Annotated in this window: 18 protein-coding genes; 10 read left to right on the forward strand and 8 right to left on the reverse strand. The window is 39.1% G+C overall.

What is annotated here, in order from left to right; translation table 11 throughout:
- Nucleotides 1–12: 12 nt before the first annotated feature.
- Nucleotides 13–1,284, forward strand: a complete 1,272-nt coding sequence (serS, locus tag IGK86_RS00450; protein WP_002383464.1) for a serine--tRNA ligase — start codon at nt 13–15, stop codon at nt 1,282–1,284.
- A 36-nt stretch (nt 1,285–1,320) separates the two neighbouring features.
- On the opposite strand, the gene IGK86_RS00455 is transcribed toward serS, so the two are convergent.
- Nucleotides 1,321–2,271, reverse strand: coding sequence for an alpha/beta hydrolase (locus IGK86_RS00455; protein ID WP_016616694.1), 951 nt, complete (start codon nt 2,269–2,271; stop codon nt 1,321–1,323).
- A gap of 130 nt (nt 2,272–2,401) precedes the next feature.
- The gene (locus IGK86_RS00460) at nt 2,402–2,881 is read right to left on the reverse strand and encodes an arginine repressor (RefSeq protein ID WP_002356125.1); all 480 of its coding nucleotides are present in this window, start codon (nt 2,879–2,881) and stop codon (nt 2,402–2,404) included.
- 219 nt (nt 2,882–3,100) lie between these two features.
- On the opposite strand from IGK86_RS00460, the gene IGK86_RS00465 reads away from it, so the two are divergent.
- The 6 genes from IGK86_RS00465 to IGK86_RS00490 all read left to right on the forward strand — a co-directional run bounded on the left by IGK86_RS00465 (nt 3,101) and on the right by IGK86_RS00490 (nt 9,438).
- Nucleotides 3,101–3,613, forward strand: a complete 513-nt coding sequence (locus tag IGK86_RS00465; RefSeq protein ID WP_002387472.1) for an arginine repressor — start codon at nt 3,101–3,103, stop codon at nt 3,611–3,613.
- Nucleotides 3,614–3,909: 296 nt separating this feature from the next.
- Nucleotides 3,910–5,136: an arginine deiminase gene (gene arcA, locus IGK86_RS00470; protein ID WP_002356129.1), complete on the forward strand. Its 1,227-nt coding sequence runs from the start codon at nt 3,910–3,912 to the stop codon at nt 5,134–5,136.
- 25 nt (nt 5,137–5,161) lie between these two features.
- Nucleotides 5,162–6,184 carry an ornithine carbamoyltransferase gene (gene argF, locus IGK86_RS00475; protein WP_161299076.1) on the forward strand — a complete coding sequence of 341 codons (1,023 nt, stop codon included), beginning with the start codon at nt 5,162–5,164 and terminating at the stop codon, nt 6,182–6,184.
- 105 nt (nt 6,185–6,289) lie between these two features.
- Nucleotides 6,290–7,222, forward strand: a complete 933-nt coding sequence (arcC, locus tag IGK86_RS00480) for a carbamate kinase (RefSeq protein WP_002356132.1) — start codon at nt 6,290–6,292, stop codon at nt 7,220–7,222.
- 24 nt (nt 7,223–7,246) lie between these two features.
- The gene (locus tag IGK86_RS00485) at nt 7,247–7,939 is read left to right on the forward strand and encodes a Crp/Fnr family transcriptional regulator (protein ID WP_002363490.1); all 693 of its coding nucleotides are present in this window, start codon (nt 7,247–7,249) and stop codon (nt 7,937–7,939) included.
- 47 nt (nt 7,940–7,986) lie between these two features.
- Nucleotides 7,987–9,438, forward strand: a complete 1,452-nt coding sequence (locus tag IGK86_RS00490; protein WP_002356134.1) for a YfcC family protein — start codon at nt 7,987–7,989, stop codon at nt 9,436–9,438.
- A gap of 90 nt (nt 9,439–9,528) precedes the next feature.
- Here IGK86_RS00490 and IGK86_RS00495 read toward each other — a convergent pair whose 3' ends face one another.
- Both IGK86_RS00495 and IGK86_RS00500 read right to left on the reverse strand, forming a co-directional pair.
- A complete protein-coding gene (locus IGK86_RS00495; protein ID WP_010707958.1) occupies nt 9,529–10,209 on the reverse strand; it encodes a type 1 glutamine amidotransferase domain-containing protein in 681 nt (226 codons plus the stop codon).
- On the reverse strand, nt 10,206–10,541 hold the full coding sequence (locus IGK86_RS00500) for an ArsR/SmtB family transcription factor (RefSeq protein ID WP_002356136.1): 336 nt from the start codon (nt 10,539–10,541) through the stop codon (nt 10,206–10,208). The genes IGK86_RS00495 and IGK86_RS00500 overlap by 4 nt, the downstream gene beginning before the upstream one ends.
- 178 nt (nt 10,542–10,719) lie before the next feature.
- Between IGK86_RS00500 and IGK86_RS00505 the strand changes: the two genes are divergently transcribed.
- From IGK86_RS00505 to IGK86_RS00515, 3 genes are all read left to right on the forward strand, one after another.
- Nucleotides 10,720–11,736, forward strand: a complete 1,017-nt coding sequence (locus IGK86_RS00505; RefSeq protein WP_016616695.1) for an NADP-dependent oxidoreductase — start codon at nt 10,720–10,722, stop codon at nt 11,734–11,736.
- 210 nt (nt 11,737–11,946) lie between these two features.
- Complete coding sequence (locus IGK86_RS00510) at nt 11,947–14,454, forward strand: EndoS/ChiA family endoglycosidase (protein WP_016616696.1); 2,508 nt, start codon at nt 11,947–11,949, stop codon at nt 14,452–14,454.
- 427 nt (nt 14,455–14,881) lie between these two features.
- Entirely contained in the window at nt 14,882–16,150 is a 1,269-nt protein-coding gene (locus tag IGK86_RS00515; protein ID WP_010713631.1) for a RidA family protein, read from the forward strand.
- A 49-nt stretch (nt 16,151–16,199) separates the two neighbouring features.
- Here the strand turns inward: IGK86_RS00515 and IGK86_RS00520 are convergent, their stop codons facing one another.
- The 4 genes from IGK86_RS00520 to guaA all read right to left on the reverse strand — a co-directional run bounded on the left by IGK86_RS00520 (nt 16,200) and on the right by guaA (nt 19,354).
- Nucleotides 16,200–16,643, reverse strand: coding sequence for a MepB family protein (locus IGK86_RS00520; RefSeq protein ID WP_002356140.1), 444 nt, complete (start codon nt 16,641–16,643; stop codon nt 16,200–16,202).
- A gap of 14 nt (nt 16,644–16,657) precedes the next feature.
- Complete coding sequence (locus IGK86_RS00525; RefSeq protein WP_016616697.1) at nt 16,658–17,203, reverse strand: ATP:cob(I)alamin adenosyltransferase; 546 nt, start codon at nt 17,201–17,203, stop codon at nt 16,658–16,660.
- 150 nt (nt 17,204–17,353) lie between these two features.
- Complete coding sequence (locus tag IGK86_RS00530; protein ID WP_016616698.1) at nt 17,354–17,653, reverse strand: hypothetical protein; 300 nt, start codon at nt 17,651–17,653, stop codon at nt 17,354–17,356.
- A gap of 138 nt (nt 17,654–17,791) precedes the next feature.
- The gene (gene guaA / locus IGK86_RS00535) at nt 17,792–19,354 is read right to left on the reverse strand and encodes a glutamine-hydrolyzing GMP synthase (RefSeq protein WP_002356158.1); all 1,563 of its coding nucleotides are present in this window, start codon (nt 19,352–19,354) and stop codon (nt 17,792–17,794) included.
- Nucleotides 19,355–19,659: the final 305 nt, after the last annotated feature.

The raw sequence follows: 19,659 nt of genomic DNA on the forward strand, positions 1-19,659 counted from the left end.
GAGGGAAATAAGATGTTGGATATGAAAAAAATTCGCCAAAATGTAGAAGTGGTACAGAAAAAGTTAAAAACACGTGGTGTGGACGAGGAAGTTTTATTACGCTTTTTGGCTTTAGATGAAGAACGGAGAGCGTTACTTGTTAAAGTTGAAGAACTGAAAAAACACCGTAATCAGGTATCAGGAGAAATTGCACAATTAAAGCGTGCACAAAAAGATGCTTCACAACAGTTGCTAAATATGCAAGAAGTTAGCGAGCAAATTAAAGTTTTAGACCAAGAAGTTGTTCATTTGCAAGAACAATGCACAGCCATTGCAGAACGTCTGCCTAACTTACCTCATGAGAGCGTGCCTGTTGGCGCGGACGAAGCCGCCAACGTAGAAGTTCGGCGGTGGAGTACGCCGAAAACTTTTTCATTTGAACCGAAACCACATTGGGAAATCGGTGAAGCCTTAGGAATTTTAGATTTTGAAAGAGGCGCGAAAGTATCTGGTAGCCGTTTTCTTTATTACAAAGGTTTAGGGGCTCGTTTAGAACGAGCGGTCTATAATTTTATGTTAGATCAACATGTTAATGAACATGGTTATACCGAGGTGATTCCTCCTTATTTGGTCAATAGCAAAGCAATGTTTGGCACTGGTCAGTTTCCTAAGTTCAAAGAAGATGTCTTCCAAGTTGCAGAAAGTGATTTGACGCTGATCCCCACAGCGGAAGTCCCGTTAACTAACTACTATAATAATGAAATTTTAGAGGCGCAAGAGTTACCGATTTATTTCACTGCTTTAAGTCCTTCTTTTCGTTCGGAAGCGGGTAGCGCAGGCCGTGATACCCGAGGATTAATTCGTTTACACCAGTTCCATAAAGTAGAAATGGTTAAATTTAGTGATGCAGAACACTCCTATGAAGAATTAGAAAAAATGACCAACAATGCTGGAGACATTTTAGAAAAATTGGGCCTCCCTTATCGAGTGATTACTCTTTCGACAGGTGACATGGGCTTCTCGGCAGCGAAAACCTATGATTTAGAAGTTTGGATTCCGGCACAGAAAACGTATCGAGAAATTAGTTCTTGTTCAAACTGTGAAGACTTCCAAGCACGTCGGGCGTTGATTCGTTATCGTGATAAAACGGGTCAAGTTCAATATGCTCATACTCTTAACGGGTCAGGACTTGCTGTTGGTCGAACAGTGGCTGCCATTTTGGAAAATTATCAAAATGAAGATGGCACGGTAACGATTCCAGAAGTTCTACGTCCTTATATGGGCGGTTTAACGAAAATAGATTAAAAAAGAAGGTTGATGTCACAACATCAACCTTCTTTTTTATTTCGTTAAATCCGTTAACCAATGCCCAATTTCTTGAAAAACTGTTGCTTTTTCCGTTTCTAATAAAATTTCATGACGCAAAGTGGGAAATAGCCGTAACGTCACGTGCTGAAAACCTGCATGCTTTAATTGCTTTTGAATTTTCGCTGGCCCCTTGCTGAAATCACCAACTGGGTCTTCAGCGCCACTAATGATTAAAATAGGCAATTCTTTTGGGATCGCTTGGTACCAATTCCTTTGATTGGCTCGTTTAACAAGCGAAAAAAGGGTAGCAAAACCATTGTTGGTAAATACGAAGCCCATTAATGGGTCATTTTCATAGTCAGCCACATTGGCTTGATTTTTAGAAAGCCAATTAAAGGAACTTGCTTCAGGAAATTTTTTGCTAAAAGAACCAAATGCCAGCTTATCAATGAACGGAGCTGGTTTTTTCGGCTGTTTCTCGGCCATTTTTTTAATAAAAGGCAATGCGGCGGTTAAAGGTAACGGACTTGTTCCAGTGCCCATGAAAATGACTCCTTGCATAGTCACAGGATAGTCTTGCAGATAGTTGCGCAAGGCGAAAGACCCCATGCTGTGACCCATCATAAAATAGGGCAATTGTGGATAGTGATTCATAGCCCATTGTTTCACTTGATGAATATCTGTAACGACATTTTCAGGCCCTTGTTCTCCAAAAAAACCATAGATCGGTGCGCTTGGTTGTACAGATTCGCCATGACCTAGATGATCATGCCCAATTACGGCAAACCCTAATTGATTTAAAAAACGAGCAAATTCATCATAACGTTGGATATGCTCTGCCATGCCGTGAATCAATTGAACTACGGCTTTGGGTGAAGGACAGGGCCAATGACGTACATTGAGCTGTGTTTGTTGATCGTTTGAAGTGAGTATGAATTGTTCAGTCATAAGAAACCCTTTCTTTGCTTTTTGATTATTATACAAAAAAAAGACGGTGTTCAAAAGAAAAACTCATGAGAAAACGCCTCAGCTTTCACTGAGACGCCTTTTTTTATTTATCTTTAATAAAAATAGCAATGATGTCAAAAAATAGTCGATTTTACTAAGTGATGAATTATGGGTGGTACAAATACTGCTGGAAATAGTTGTTAACTTCAAGGGCATCTTCTTTATTTTTTGAAAGAATTAAGATGGTATCATCCCCAGCGATGCAGCCCAAGATATGAGGGTTGTGGATACGTATGCGATCAATTAAAACCCCAATGGCTTGCCCGTTGCCAGGTAAGACGGTTAAAAGATTTGTGAACTCTATTTGTGTTAAAGAAACACCAGTTTCAATAATAATGTCAACAAGACGTTCTTCATCTGTTTTATATTTTGGACGAAGGGCAGAATTATTCAAGATACGATAATAGGCTTCTCCTTGACCATTGTCTACTTTGTTTAAATTCAGCTCACGAATGTCACGAGAAATAGTTGCTTGTGTGGTGTGAATATTTTCTTTTTCCAATAATGCTAGTAATTCACTTTGTGTATGGATTTCATTTTCTGTGACCAATCGCTTAATCATCGTTTGGCGTTTTAATCGGTTCATTACTTTCCTCCAGTTCAGTTAATCATGCAAAAAAAACATCATTGCTGTTATTTAAAACGGTGCCAGTAATTCCCTAAAATCACTGTACAACGTTTTACTAAATTGTGCAAGTCTCACTTTTTTAAATGCGAAATATCCGACAAAGTCAATGAGAACCTTTTAGCTAAACGACCCTTTTTCTATTCTAATTAGAGAGATTCTGCTAGTATTGCTTTGTAAATGTCTGGAGGAAGGGTGTTATTTGTGAATAAGCAAACACGCCAAAGTTTGATTAAAGAAATCATTCAAACAACTGTAATTCATAGTCAAAATGAGTTGTTAAGAGAATTAAAAAAGCGCGAGATAAATGTCGCACAAGCAACGATTTCACGGGATTTATGGGAATTAAAAGTCGTCAAAGCATTGGATGAGTCTGGCGAGATGCGGTTAACGATTTTTGAACAATTCACTTCTTTAGAAGAACGAAAAAAAGAACAGTTGATACAAGCAATTCGTGAGGTAGTGACCAAAGTTGAACGTGTCGCCTTTTTACTAGTGGTTCATACATTACCAGACAACGCAACATTGTTTTCAGCTGTACTTGATGAAGTGTCTTTGTGTGAAAAGAAATGTTCTGTCGCTGGCTTCGACACTGTTATTATTGTTTCATCATCCGAGGAAAAAGCACAAGAACTAGAGCAGTATTTTCAACAATTTATTCAGCCAACACCTTTGTCAAAAAGTAACGCATAAAAGTAAGGGAGCCAGAAGTCGTTTTGACTTCTGGCTCCCTTACTTTTACCTCTATAAGATTATAACTTTATGAAGTGTATGGAGAAATAATTTTTTTTGAATAAATGCATTTTTTTTTATTTAATTATGCATTATTTTTTTAGAATATCTATGAAAGCGCATTCTTTTGGGCTGGAAATATGCATAAGAAAGAATACCGTTGTATATTTGGTATTTTGTTTGGCAAATGGTTCACGTCCTAGGTTAATCAGGTCTGTTATTCTGTGTTTGTAATTAAGTTGAGGAGGTTATTTCACATGAGTCATCCAATTAATGTATTTTCTGAAATCGGAAAATTGAAAACAGTGATGTTACATCGTCCAGGTAAGGAATTAGAAAATTTAATGCCAGATTATCTGGAGAGACTGTTGTTTGATGATATTCCGTTTTTAGAAAAAGCACAAGCAGAACATGATGCATTTGCAGAGTTGTTACGATCAAAAGATATCGAAGTGGTCTATTTAGAGGACTTAGCTGCTGAAGCGTTGATTAATGAAGAGGTCCGCCGACAATTTATTGACCAATTCTTAGAAGAAGCCAATATTCGCAGCGAATCAGCAAAAGAAAAAGTTAGAGAGTTAATGTTAGAAATTGACGACAACGAAGAACTGATTCAAAAAGCGATTGCAGGCATTCAAAAACAAGAATTACCTAAATATGAGCAAGAATTTTTAACAGATATGGTTGAAGCGGATTATCCATTCATTATTGATCCAATGCCTAACTTATACTTCACGCGTGATAACTTTGCGACAATGGGGCACGGGATTTCTTTAAATCATATGTATTCAGTAACTCGACAACGGGAAACTATTTTTGGGCAATACATTTTTGATTATCATCCTCGTTTTGCTGGAAAAGAGGTTCCTAGAGTCTATGATCGTTCAGAATCAACCAGAATTGAAGGTGGCGATGAATTAATTCTTTCAAAAGAAGTAGTGGCCATTGGGATTTCTCAAAGAACGGATGCCGCGTCAATTGAAAAAATTGCGAGAAATATTTTTGAACAAAAATTAGGGTTTAAAAATATCTTGGCTTTTGATATCGGTGAACACCGTAAATTCATGCATTTAGATACCGTTTTTACCATGATTGACTATGATAAATTTACGATTCATCCAGAAATCGAAGGTGGTTTGGTTGTTTACTCGATCACTGAAAAAGCAGATGGAGACATCCAAATTACAAAAGAAAAAGATACATTAGATAACATTTTATGCAAATACTTGCATTTAGACAATGTTCAATTAATCCGTTGCGGTGCTGGAAATTTAACAGCAGCAGCCCGTGAACAATGGAACGACGGTTCAAATACATTAGCAATTGCCCCTGGGGAAGTTGTTGTTTACGATCGGAATACGATTACGAATAAAGCGCTAGAAGAAGCAGGCGTGAAATTGAATTACATTCCAGGAAGTGAACTAGTACGTGGCCGTGGTGGCCCTCGTTGTATGAGTATGCCACTTTACCGTGAAGATCTTTAAAAAACACCCAAAAATAGGAGGAATCATCATGAATTCAGTATTTCAAGGACGTAGTTTATTAGCAGAAAAAGATTTTTCAAGAGCAGAATTAGAGTATTTGGTAGACTTCAGTATTCACTTAAAAGAATTGAAGAAAAAAGGGATTCCACATCACTATTTAGAAGGAAAAAATATCGCTCTTTTATTTGAAAAAACTTCGACACGGACACGCTCTGCGTTTACGACAGCAGCGATTGATTTAGGGGCACATCCTGAGTATTTAGGCGCCAACGATATTCAATTAGGTAAAAAAGAATCTGTTGAAGATACAGCGATTGTTTTAGGTAGTATGTTTGACGGGATTGAGTTCCGTGGGTTTAGTCAAGAAGTAGTGGAAGATTTAGCGAAATATTCTGGTGTTCCTGTTTGGAATGGTTTAACGGATCAATGGCATCCAACACAAATGATTGCGGACTTTATGACAGTGAAAGAAAACTTTGGTCGTTTAGAAGGAATCACTTTAGTATATGTCGGCGATGGCCGTAACAACATGGCAAACAGCTTGTTAGTGACAGGTGCTATTTTAGGCGTAAATGTTCGCATTTGTGCACCAAAAGAATTGTTCCCTTCTGATGAAGTCGTTAATTATGCAAAAGAATTTGCGAAAGAATCTGGTGCAGAATTAATGATTACAGACGACGTTGCTAAAGGTGTTAAAGGAGCCAACGTGTTATATACAGACGTTTGGGTGTCCATGGGTGAAGAAGATAAATTTGAAGAACGTGTCAATCTGTTGAAACCTTATCAAATTAATATGGCTATGTTAGAAAAAACCGAAAACATGGATGGCGATTTAATCGTATTACACTGTTTGCCAGCCTTTCATGATACGAAAACACAATACGGAGAAATGGTTGCTGAAAAATTCGGCATTACTGAAATGGAAATCACGGATGAAGTCTTCCGTAGTAAATATGGTCGTCAATTTGAAGAAGCAGAAAACAGAATGCATTCTATTAAAGCAATCATGGCAGCTACTTTAGGCAACTTATTCATTCCTCGTGTGTAGGAAGCAACTGAAAAAACATTGAAAAAAGAATAGTTGTTTCGCCCTTTAAGAGTTTCTTTTGAAGGGCGGCCTATTCTTTATTATGATAGGAAAGAAGGATTTGTAATGGGGAAAAAAATGGTCGTTGCACTAGGCGGAAATGCCATCCTTTCAAATGATGCTAGCGCACACGCACAACAGCAAGCATTAGTTCAAACATCTGCCTATTTAGTTCATTTAATTAAACAAGGGCATCGGTTGATTGTTTCACATGGCAATGGTCCACAAGTTGGTAATCTATTATTGCAACAACAAGCAGCTGATTCTGAAAAAAATCCAGCGATGCCGCTAGATACGTGTGTTGCTATGACACAAGGAAGTATCGGCTACTGGTTGTCCAATGCGCTTAATCAAGAATTAAACAAAGCAGGAATCAAGAAACAAGTGGCTACTGTTTTAACACAGGTGGTCGTAGATCCAGCAGATGAGGCATTCAAAAATCCAACAAAACCGATCGGTCCATTTTTAACAGAAGCTGAAGCCAAAGAAGCAATGCAAGCAGGTGCTATTTTTAAAGAAGATGCAGGACGTGGCTGGCGCAAAGTCGTTCCAAGTCCTAAGCCAATTGACATCCACGAGGCTGAGACTATTAATACCTTAATAAAAAATGATATAATTACCATTTCATGTGGTGGTGGCGGCATCCCTGTCGTAGGACAAGAATTAAAAGGTGTCGAAGCAGTAATCGATAAAGATTTTGCTTCTGAAAAACTAGCAGAATTAGTGGATGCGGATGCACTAGTTATTTTAACTGGCGTGGATTATGTGTGCATTAATTATGGCAAACCAGATGAAAAACAATTAACCAATGTCACTGTAGCAGAGTTGGAAGAATACAAACAAGCGGGTCATTTTGCACCAGGTAGTATGTTACCGAAAATTGAAGCCGCCATTCAGTTTGTAGAAAGCCAACCCAATAAACAAGCAATTATCACTTCTTTGGAAAACTTAGGAAGTATGAGCGGCGATGAAATCGTAGGAACGGTTGTGACAAAATAAAGTATAGTATTTAGGAGAATTAAGATGATGATAGAGAAAATAATCACTAAAAATAATCAAGATTTTCAATACTTTTCTGAATCAGAACTAACAGAATTGCGCAACGAGAGTTTCGTTCGCTCCTATAAAAAAGGCCAAGTCCTTTTTTATCCAGGTGATCCGAGAAATCATTTGATTTTATTGGTTTCAGGTGTCATTAAAATTGAAAAAAATGATCGCAGTGGTAATTTTTCCTATCTGCATTTTATGAAAAAGCAGGCTCTTTTTCCGAGAATTGGACTGTTTCAAGATGAGGTTCATTACGACTCCGCGATTGCCTATACGGATATTGAGGTTGTGTTTGTGCCAGTTAAACTGTTTGAGCGTTTTCTCCAAAATAATCCCCAGCAATTGATTCATTGGATTCAAGAACAATCGGTCCTTTTAAAAGAAAGCATGATCAAAATCCAAAAAGGAACAACCAATGATGCATGTGAACGGATTGTGACATCACTGGCGATGTTATTAAATGATTTAGGAGAACGAATTGACAACAGAGAACGCGTTGCAATTGCTTGTCCAATTACCATTAATGACATTGCACGAATGAGTGGAACTACGCGGGAAACAGCAAGCAGTGTTATGAAAAAATTAGTCCAAATGAACCGTATTAGCTACAGTCATAAATTCTTAACTTTTCTAGATACGCCATTCTTTATTGATCGATTGAGTAATTAATCATAGAGAAGGGAGATACAGGAAAGTAGGTTCCTGTATAAAAGGATATGGCAGAAAAAAAGAAGAAAAACAAAAAACAGCTTTCGTCTTTTAGTATTTTATTTATTATTTTAATTGTTTTAGGTATCGTAACGGTCTTGCTAAATGGCCAGCCATTTACCCCAAGAGAAATTGATGGCAAAATGGTTGATCACGTGGTAGGGGCCAAATTATCGGATATTATCATGGCTCCATTCAATGGGTTTAAAGATGCCATTGAAATTAATATTTTTATTTTAGTACTTGGTGGCTTTTTAAATATTGTGACACAAACTGGGGCTCTTGAAGCAGGGATTCAATCAGTCGTTAAAAAGTTAAAAGGGAACGAATTGAAAATTATTCCAATTTTAATGATTTTATTTTCTATTGGTGGTTCGACTTATGGAATGGCAGAAGAAACAATTCCTTTTTATGGTTTATTGAGTGCTACCATGGTCGCCGCTGGGTTTGATACGTTTGTCGCAGTGGGTACTGTGCTATTGGGTGCAGGATCAGGTGTTATCGGTTCAACGGTTAACCCTTTCTCCACAGGGGTAGCGATGGATGCGTTGCGAGGTATTGGCATTCAGCCGAATACAGGAATTATTTTAATTGTCGGTGCTATTTTGTGGGCGGCCTCTACTAGCTATTCTATTTTCATTGTGATGCGTTATGCGAAAAAAGTGAAGGCTGACAAAGGTTCAACAATTTTATCTTTACAAGAACAAGAGGATATGGAAAAAACGTATGGACAAGCAGCGTCGAAAGAAATGCCATTTACGAATCGTCATAAAAAAATCTTAATGGTATTCGCTTTCTGTTTTGTCATTATGATTGTTTCCTTAATTCCATGGAACGACTTTGGAGTGACGATTTTCAAAGGCTGGACGTCTGTTTTAACAGGCAACAGTTTCGGTGACTGGTACTTTGGCGACTTAGCGATGTGGTTCTTCCTTTTAGGGATCATTGCTGCCTTGATTGGTCGCTTTACTGAAAAAGAAACCATTGAAGCATTTATCGACGGTGCCAAAGATATGTTATCCGTTGTTTTAATTATCGTAGTTGCTCGCGGGGCATCTGTTTTGATGTCTAAAACGTATTTAGATTCATTTATCCTTGATAAAGCGGCAGGCTTATTACAAGGACTCTCCCCAGTCTTATTTGTCATCGGTGCCTTTGTTTTATACTTAGGTTTATCTTTCCTAATTCCTTCAACTTCTGGTTTAGCGTACGTTTCTATTCCTGTAATGGGTGCGTTAGCTAAAAACATTGGTTTAAGTCCAGAAGTGATGGTTATGATTTTTGCTTCAGGTTGTGGCTTGATTAATTTGATCACGCCAACATCTGGTGTCGTAATGGGTGGTTTGGAAATTTCCAAAGTTCAATATGCCACTTGGACAAAATTCATGGCCAAACCAATGATTGTCTTAGGCTTAATTAACCTAATTATCTTAATTGGCGCGATGTTACTCTTTAGCTAATCAAAAATTTTTTATGTTAGGGCTTCGGCTTTCGGAAAAAAGAAGAAGCAATGAAACAACAGCGACTACCTAAAAGTAGTCGCTGTTGTTTCATTTTGATAGTTGTTGAATTAACAATCTTGCGACAGCGCGGACAGAAAAAGGATTTTGCCCAGTGATTATACGGCCATCTTGATACGCAAATTCTTTATAGGGACGCTTTTTCGCAAAAGTAGCACCATGTTCTTTGGCAATTGTTTCGTTTAAGAAAGGAACAACTGCTTTTTTCATGGCTAAAATTTCTTCTGCAGTAGTGAAGCCAGTAATGGTTTTATCTGCAATCAAATAATTTCCTGACGCATCTTTGACATTTAAAAGACCAGCAATTCCGTGACAAACAGAAGTTAGGTACTTGCCCTGTTCGTAAAGGCTACGAGTGATTGCTTGCAACTGAGGATTATCAGGAAAGTCCCACATAACGCCATGGCCTCCTGTAAAGTAAATCGCTGCGTATTCATCTGGCTCAATTTCTTCAAGAGAGAGGGAATGCGCTAGCGCTCGTTCTTGAAAATCGGCACTTTCATAAACCGCCATAATGGATGAATCTACATATTTCATACTCCGGGGATCCAAAGGGACATAGCCTCCTTGGGGACTAATATAGTCAACTGAAAATCCTGCTTTGGTTACTTCTTCCACGAACTCCGTGGCTTCACCTAGCCAGAGGCCCGTTGGTTCTTCGGTGCCGTGATAACGGGAGACGTTTGTGAGGACCACGAGAATTTTTTTCATGCTTGCTTCCTCCCTGGCATAATCGACGTAATGTGGGTCAATAGTTGTTGGAGTTGCTCAATTTTGGTGGTATCGTGAGAAAGTGAGTAATAATTTTTAGTTCCTTCACTGCGACAATCAATTAATTTGGCTTGTTTCAAAATTTTTAAGTGGTGAGAAACAGCGGGACGTGAGAGTTGTGTCGCCTCTGTTAACTCAGTGACACGACGGCCAACACAGGCCTGGTCTTCTAACAGTGCAATAATAATTGCTTGGCGTTTTTCATCACCCAATGCGATTAAAAAATCACTAAGCGCAGTAAATTCTGTTTGAATTTCTTCTAATTCTTTCATATTTTTTCGCCTCTTTGGTTCGTATTTTTAAACGATTAAACCATTTTTCGTGTTTTTTGTCAATAAAATACGCTGAGGGCTGAAACTTGACGTGAATCCCATTTTTCGTTAAGATACTAATTGATTAAAGGTTTAAACTTTTAAACCAACAAAGGGATAGAAAGAGAGGAAAGATTCAATGATGAAAGCCGCTTTAATTCATAAATACGGACAAAAAGAATTAGCAATCGAGGAGGTGCCCTTACCCACCATTCATGACAATGATGTTTTGGTCAAAATTATCGCTGCCAGTATCAACCCTATTGATTTAAAAACAAAAGATGGCAAAGTAAAGATGCTTTTAAATTATCAAATGCCACTGATTTTAGGCAGTGATTTTGCTGGGATTGTTGTTTCTGTTGGAAAAAATGTTCAAAATTTTAGGCTGGGCGATGCAGTTTACGGGCGAGTACCAAAAAATCGCGTGGGAACTTTTGCTGAATATATTGCAGTGGATCAAGCGTCTGTAGCTATGAAGCCGAAAAATTTAACGTTTGAAGAAGCTGCGGCCATTCCGTTAGTCGGTTTGACAAGTTATCAAGCGCTACATGATATTATGAATGTACAGCCAGGCCAGAAAGTCCTGATTCAAGCAGGTTCAGGAGGGATTGGAACCATTGCGATTCAATTAGCAAAACTAGCGGGCGCTTACGTTGCCACCACCACGAGTAGTAAAAATAAAGAATGGGTTCAAGCGTTGGGAGCAGATGAAGTGATTGACTATCGGACACAAAATTTTGAAGAAGTTTTATCCGACTACGATTATGTGTTTGATACAATGGGGGGTACAATCTTAGAAAAAGCTTTCTCAGTGGTTAAACCTCAGGGAAAAGTCGTTACATTGTCAGGCATTCCCAACGAACGTTTTGCTAAAGAGTATGGCTTGCCGCTTTGGAAACAATGGGCCTTTAAAATAGCCACTCGCAAGATTCATCGCTTGGAGCAAGCCACAGATGTTAGTTATCATTTTTTGTTTATGCGTCCAGATGGCGATCAATTAGCTTTACTCACTGAGTTCATTGAACAGGGAAAATTACAGCCGATAATTGACCGAGTCGTTCCTTTTAGCCAAATTCAAGAAGCGGTAGATTATTCACTGACAGGACGAGCACAAGGGAAAATTGTTGTGAAAATCGCCGATGTTGATCACGACTAAGTAAAGGAGACTTGCAAGAAAAACAGGCCTATTTTTCTTGCAAGTCTCAAAGTTTACCATTTAAACGCCGTCTAACAAAAGTGATTTTAGGCGGGAAAAGATTTTTATAGAAAATCCTCATTTTTCCAGTTTCTATTTTGCAAATTCGTTATTTTTTGTTATTCTATTGATGGTTGTGTATGCGCTTTCTTTTTAGGTGGATACACCAAAATGAACGGAGTGCAGAAAGGAATGGTGTTCAAAGTGGGGAACAATTTATCGACAAGAAGAGGAGAAAACAGAGAAACAATTGTCAGTTGGCTAGGTCTTTCGTTATTGGTTGGCTTGGCGTTTATCTTATTTAGTCTGTTTCATCAACCAATGGTCAGCCAAGCCAATGAACCGGACCAAGAGAAACATTTTATGGTTTACTATCGGGCTTGGCGTGACAAAACGATGCAAGGAGTTAATACAACATTGCCAGATGAAAATTGGCTAACGATGCACGATATTCCTTATGGTATTGACATTGTGAATGTCTTTAGTTATGTGCCAAAAGGACAAGAAGCACTTGCACAGCCATTTTATGATACGTTAAAAAATGAGTATGCGCCAGCATTACATGCACGAGGTGTTCGTTTAGTTCGTGGGATTGATTACAGCGAGCTATTAAAAGTTCCTTACGCAGGAACAACGCCTACAGAAGCAGAATTTGATGCTTATGCGAAAGAGCTGTTAACCAAATTTGTCGATGATTTAGGAATTGATGGGTTAGATATTGACATGGAAACTCGTCCAAGTGAAAAAGATATTGTTCTATCTAATGGTGTCATTCGTGCATTATCAAAATACATTGGACCGAAGTCGGGAACGGATCGTCCATTTTTGTATGATACCAATGCAGAATATTTACCACCTTTACAAGATGTCAGTGACTGTTTCGATTTTCTCGCTTATCAACAGTATGGCAGCGATGACCAACGCACGCAACGAGCATTAAATAATTTAAGTCCGGTTCTCAATGGGGAACGATTTGTTCCAGGATTAACTTTCCCAGAAGAGCAAGATCGCAACCGCTGGTATGACACAAAAGAGCCGTATATGGAAAGTAACATGTATAAAGTAGCTCGTTATTCTTATGAAAATAATTTAGGGGGCATGTTCCTCTATGCCTTAGATCGCGATGGTCGCACCTATAATGAAGACGATTTAAATCAGATAAAACCTTCTAATTTACTTTGGACAAAAACGGCCATTGCAGAGAGTAAAGGCGTTTCTCTTGGAGAGATGAAAGCGGCTGCGCAGCACTATTTAAAACGAATTAGCTACGCCAACACAGACCTTGAAGCACAAAATAAAGCCGCAGAAGCAGTGACACAAGCAACGACGCTTTATGATGTGAATAAAGCTATTTTAGGTGGCGATTATGGCCAAGGGATTTCAAATACCTATGATGCTGAATTAGAAAAAGGCCTGTTAGCCATTGACTTAACCACTTTATATCGTGCGTTGGATCAAGCAGTTGCAGCCATTGAAAAGGCAGAAAGCTATACACCAGAAACGATTCAAGCGCTACAAACAACAAAAGAGACAGTCGCAACAGAACTTGCGGGAAAAACGTATACAGCCGCGCAAGTGACTACTTGGCAAACGGAGGTCCAAACAGCTTTGGATAATTTAAAAGAGAAACAAACACAACCTTTAAAAAGTGTCTTTTCCATTGATGCGGGAAGAAAATATTTTTCCGTGGAGCAACTGGAAGAATTAGTGGCCAAAGCCAGTCAAAATGGGTACACAGATGTCCAATTAATTTTAGGAAATGATGGCTTACGGTTTATTTTGGATGATATGTCGGTCAATGTGAATGGTAAAAAATACAACCACAACCGGGTTTCAAAAGCAATCCAACGAGGCAACAACGCGTATTACAATGATCCTAATGGCAACGCGTTAACACAAAAAGAAATGGATCGGTTGTTGGCTTTTGCGAAAGCGCGCAACATCAACATCATTCCCGTGATTAACAGTCCAGGACATATGGATGCCTTGTTAGTGGCTATGGAAAAACTAGCGATTAAAAATCCCGCTTTTGATGGCTCAAAACGAACAGTAGATTTAGGGAACCAAAAGGCAGTGAATTTCACAAAGGCGATTATCAGTAAGTACGTGGCTTATTTTTCCGCGCATAGTGAAATTTTCAATTTTGGTGGCGATGAGTATGCAAATGATGTCGACACAGGCGGTTGGGCGAAACTGCAATCTTCTGGGCGCTACAAGGATTTTGTCGCTTATGCGAATGATTTAGCTAAAATAATTAAAGATGCGGGCATGCAGCCAATGAGCTTTAATGATGGCATTTATTACAACAGCGACGATTCTTTCGGTACATTTGACCCAGAGATTATTATTTCTTATTGGACAGCCGGTTGGAGCGGATATGACGTAGCCAAACCTGAGTACTTTGTTCAAAAAGGACACAAAATTTTTAATACCAATGATGCGTGGTATTGGGTAGCTGGCAATGTTGATTCTGGCATTTATCAATATGACGATGCTTTAGCAAATATGTCGAAAAAAGCATTTACAGATGTGCCAGCAGGTAGCCCAAATCTTCCAATTATTGGAAGTATTCAATGTGTTTGGTATGATGACCCTAGTCGTGACTATGATTTTGAACGAATTTATACGCTAATGGATACGTTCTCGGAAAATTATCGTGAGTATATGGTGGTTAAATAAAACTAGTTAAAGCTAACGAGGTATCTATAAAGACTGATCCTGGGACAAAAACCACTTTGGATTTTTGTCCCAGGATCAAAACCTGATAAACGGCGGGAACAGAACCAACTCCTTCGGAAATAAGCCGAAATTCTCCAAAAATTAAAGAGCAATTTTCGGAAATTTCTTCTTATTTCTCGGAGCTAAACGGTTCTTTCCCGACCTCAGCCTTCTTTAACGGAAGAAGATTTGTTTGAGGGCCAACAATCAATTTAGGAATGCCTTATTGAAATGTTCCTGTTCTTATTGTAGACTGAAAGAAGTGGTGGTGGAAAGCTATCACCATTAATAGAAAAGCAGGAAAATAAAAAGGATCTTGTTGGAAGTTTAATGCTTGAAAATGTAAGCGGAATCATTTTGTTGGAATGCTAAAAAAGGGAGTAGAGTTATGAGTAATGAAAATATCGTCTTAGCAAGAAATACAGAGCGTGCACCAAAGCATCCTCTCGCAGCCCAAACAGTCGCATTTTCCCACTATAATCATTTGTCGGCACAGTTACCTATTGAGCCAACCTCTGGACAATTGGTAGAAGGTGGCATTCGGGCCCAAGCGACACAATGTTTGAAAAATATCCAAGCGGTTGTTGAAAGTATCAACCATGTGATGAGTGACATTGTCAGAATGACCATTTTTGTCAAAGATATGCGGGATGCTGCCGCAGTTGAGGAGGTCTATGCGGCCTTTTTTACCCATTATTATCCAGCTAAAACAGTGGTCGCCGTCACAGATTTGCCGTTAGGCGCTTCCGTTCAAATGGAGGCACTTGTTTCAAATGGGGAAGGAACTATCCCTAATGCGCCTCAAGCTGGGGATTTAATTAAATTAACAAATCAGACTGTTCAGGCACCAATTGATGCTCTAGCCAGTCAAACGGTCGCGTTTTCTCACTATAACAATCTGTCTGCACAATTGCCTATAGATCCTCAAACGGGCAGAGTTGTGGCTGGCTGTGTTAAAACGCAAACAAAACAATGTTTGAAAAACATAAAAGCCATTTTAACCAGTATTGATGTGCCTTTTGATGATATTGTGAAGATCAACATTTATTTAAAAGATTTATCTAAGCTGGAAGCTGTCAATCAAGTATATGCTGCTTTTTTCCCAGATTCAGGAATTGCGCGCACGGTCAATTACATGCCAGCACGAACAGTGATTGCTGTTGCTGATTTACCAATGGGCGCGGCGGTGCAAGTAGAAGCGGTGGTTTCTCATGGGGATGGTACGCCACCACAAGCGATTGAAGATCGACATGGATTAATTATTGAAGCAAATAATACAGAGCACGCACCGAAGTGTCCATTTTCGACACAAACTGTTGCTTTTTCTCATTACAACCATCTATCAGCTCAGCTACCATTGGACCCTAAAACAAATGCGTTAGTCGCTGGCGGAATCAAGGAACAAACGACGCAATGTTTAGAAAATATTAAAGCGATTATTGAAAGTGTGGATCACAGCTTAGCTGATCTGGTGAAAGTGAACATTTTTGTGAAAGAGATTGAAGAGCTGGCGGCAGTAGATGACGTCTACCAAACGTACTTCCCTGAAGGCACGCCTGCCAGAAGAGTGATTGGTGTGACGGATTTACCAAAAGGTGCTCAGATTCAAATCGAAGCGATTGCTGGGAACGCAGAAGGTACGCCACCAATTGGTTAAACAGTAGAAGAAACAAACGTCAGCTGGCTTCTGAAGCCAGCTGACGTTTTTAGTATTTAGATAAATCAGTAAAGTAAGCTAGTTGCCATTTTTGTGTTTTTTTGGCGGTTTGATTAAGGTTTTGGCACCAAGAAGGATAAAAACGGGCCGCCATTTTGCCTTTTTGTTGATTCGTTTTGAGAATTTTTTGTTGGATTAAACATTCTTTCGGCAGAAGAAAGAGACCTTGCTTTTCTTGATCAGCAATGACAATTGCTAACATTTCAGGGGCTTCCGTTGCATCAAAGGCTTCGTTCTGATTTTGTTGATTTTTTTCCCAGAAGGCTGCAAAATAGCCTTCTTTTTTCGGCGTTTTTTTGGCTAAACGACTGCGGATAAGTTGTTGCGATTCATTAACTTGACATAAAAAGCCTTCATATTCGGCATTTTGTTTTTCTTCGGAAAGCAGGGTGATCGCGCCCACTGCTTTTTCAAGTATTGGCAATGAATTCATCATCTTCCTCCAAATTAAATAGAATAGTTGCGAGAAACAAAGGGAACTTCTTCACCATTTTCGAGCTGATTTAGGTACAAAGCTAACATGAAAAAGTAACCTGAGAGTAAGTTGACTACATCATACAGCTGCGGATCAATTTTTTTACCACCATAGTCCATGCGATAAAGCAAACGAACAATATCTTTGGCTTTGGCTCTTAAAATGTGTGCATAAGAGGAACAGATTGTGCCCATCGGTAAAACAAAAGGACGATTTTCTTCGTATGTCAGTTCATTCATAGTATTGACACGTTCCAAAAGCCAGGCTATTTCGTCCTCTGTGACTGTTAATTTTGTTCGGGTCGTTGGATTGACATGGTAGATTAACTCGCAAATTTTAGCTAGTTCTTCTGTTAGTGCAGGCTGTTCAGGGACGTCTAATTGTTGCACATATCCTCGTAGAAGACCTGTCATCGAGGCCAATTCATCAGTCATTAATTCAAAATCACATCGTAAATCTTCTGGTTTAGAAGATAGATACGGGTATGCTTCATACGGACTGCGGTACATTTTTTCCATTCAATTTCCCTACTTTCTAAAAATAAAAAGCCCTCAAAAAGAATGCACGAAAGCCAATCTTTTTGAGCGCCGTTGCTCGACTGTTCACAGTACACCATTGTACTTGCTAAGGTAATCATAGCCAAGAGTGAAGGGAGAGTCAAGGGGGAATCAAGGTTGGAGAAAGAAAATGAAGCTAAGAATTACCAGAAGTAAACCAATCAATAAACTGACAAGACCAGAGATTTGACCTAATCGTTGTTGGGTAGAAGAAGGCTGGTCGGTAACTGTGAGCAAACTTGAGAAAAAGTTCATTTTTTTCACGAGTATTAAATACGCAACAATAAGCAAAAGAATACCCGAAAAAAGGTACGAAAGGGGCTCAGAAATAAATTTTTGGGCACGAAGTAAAAAAATTCCTATGAAGAGGACAACAAAACCATTTAATTGATGAATTTTATTAATAGCCACTATTCTTATGATTAAATTATAGGACTTTGAGGGCGGTGGAGCAAAGGAAAAATGGAGAATGGTGGGAGGGAAGTGTGATAACACAAAAGAAAACCCGCTAGAAACACCTATAAAATAGGTTTTCTAGCGGGTTGATTGTTATTCCCACTCCACAGTTGCAGGTGGTTTTGAAGTAATATCGTACACGATACGGTTTACATGTGCAACTTCGTTCACGATGCGCACAGAGATTTTTTGTAAAACATCCCAAGGGATACGGGCAAAGTCAGCGGTCATGCCGTCGATAGAAGTCACAGCACGGATACCGACTGTGTAATCGTAGGTACGGCCATCGCCCATAACGCCTACTGAGCGGATGCCAGGTAAGACAGTAAAGTACTGCCAAATGTCACGATCTAAGCCAGCTGCTGCGATTTCTTCACGTAGGATAGCATCTGAATCACGAACGATTTGTAATTTATCTTCTGTAATTTCACCAAGCACACGAATACCTAATCCTGGTCCTGGGAATGGTTGGCGCCAAACGATTGCATCAGGCATGCCAAGTTCAGTTCCTAAGGCACGAACTTCGTCTTTGAATAATGTATTTAAAGGTTCAATTAATTCAAATTGCATGTCTTCAGGAAGACCACCAACGTTGTGATGTGATTTAATTGTTTGCGCAGTTTCTGTACCAGATTCGATGACGTCTGTGTAAAGAGTTCCTTGTGCTAGGAATGAAACGCCTTCTTCCCCAGCAAGTTTAGTTGCTTCGTCATCAAAAACATACACAAATTCGTTACCGATGATTTTACGTTTTTGTTCAGGGTCAGAAACGCCTGCTAATTTGCTTAAGAAGCGTTCTTTCGCATCTACTTTAATAATGTTTAAGCCAAATTTACCGCCTAAACTTTCCATTACTTGCTCTGCTTCACCTTTACGTAATAATCCATGGTCAACGAAGATACAAGTTAATTGGTCGCCAATAGCTTTTTGTAAAAGCACACCGACAACGCTTGAGTCAACGCCACCTGATAAACCAAGTAAGACTTTTTTATCGCCTACTTGTTCACGGATTTTAGCGACTTCCATATCGATGAAGTTTTCCATGCTCCAGTCACCAGTACAGCCACAAACATCAAAAGCAAAGTGACGTAATAAGTCGTTACCATATTCTGAATGACGAACTTCTGGGTGAAATTGTACGCCGTAGAATTTGCGGTTGGCATCTTCGATAGAAGCGATTGGACAATCGTTGCTTGTCCCAACTTTTTCGAATCCAGGAGCGATTTCTGTTACTAAATCACCGTGGCTCATCCAAACGGTTTGTTTCGCAGGTGTTCCTTGGAATAATGTCGCATCACCAAGGATTTCTAATTCTGCTTTTCCGTATTCACGGTTTGCGGCAGGTTCTACTTTTCCGCCTAAGTTATGAGTCATTAATTGCATACCGTAGCAGATGCCAAGAATGGGAATTCCTAACTCATAAATTTCTGGATCAATGCTAAAAGCATCTTTGTCATACACGCTGTTTGGTCCACCTGAGAAGATGATTCCTTTAGGCGCGATTTTGCGAATTTCTTCTGCCGTAGTTCGGTGGCTTAATAACTCAGAGAATACGCCAAATTCACGAATACGACGAGTAATCAATTGGTTAAACTGACTACCAAAGTCTAAAACAATAATTTTTTCGACAGATGTCAAATCGGCAACGTTAGTCACGTCTATTACCCCTTATCCATTTAAATTTATCTAAAGAAAAGGCGGTTAAAAAGTGGTCAGCACCAAGAATTAAGAAAGGATTTTCAAAAATTGTTTTACGATTTTTAGAAAATTTGGGCTTAATTCCGCAGGGGCTACTTTTAAACAGCCGAGAATCAGGCGATTAAAAAGTGGTTCACTTTTGTTCCGTACTCTTCTTTGTCTAGCTATACTTATTAAAACATTTTACTCCTTGAAAGTCATGCATTCTGCTGAAAATTTTCAAGGATATTTCTACAAAAGATACAGGATATTTCTTAGCTCGT

Source organism: Enterococcus sp. DIV1206, assembly GCF_051712485.1.
GTDB classification, from domain to species: Bacteria; Bacillota; Bacilli; order Lactobacillales; family Enterococcaceae; genus Enterococcus; species Enterococcus faecalis.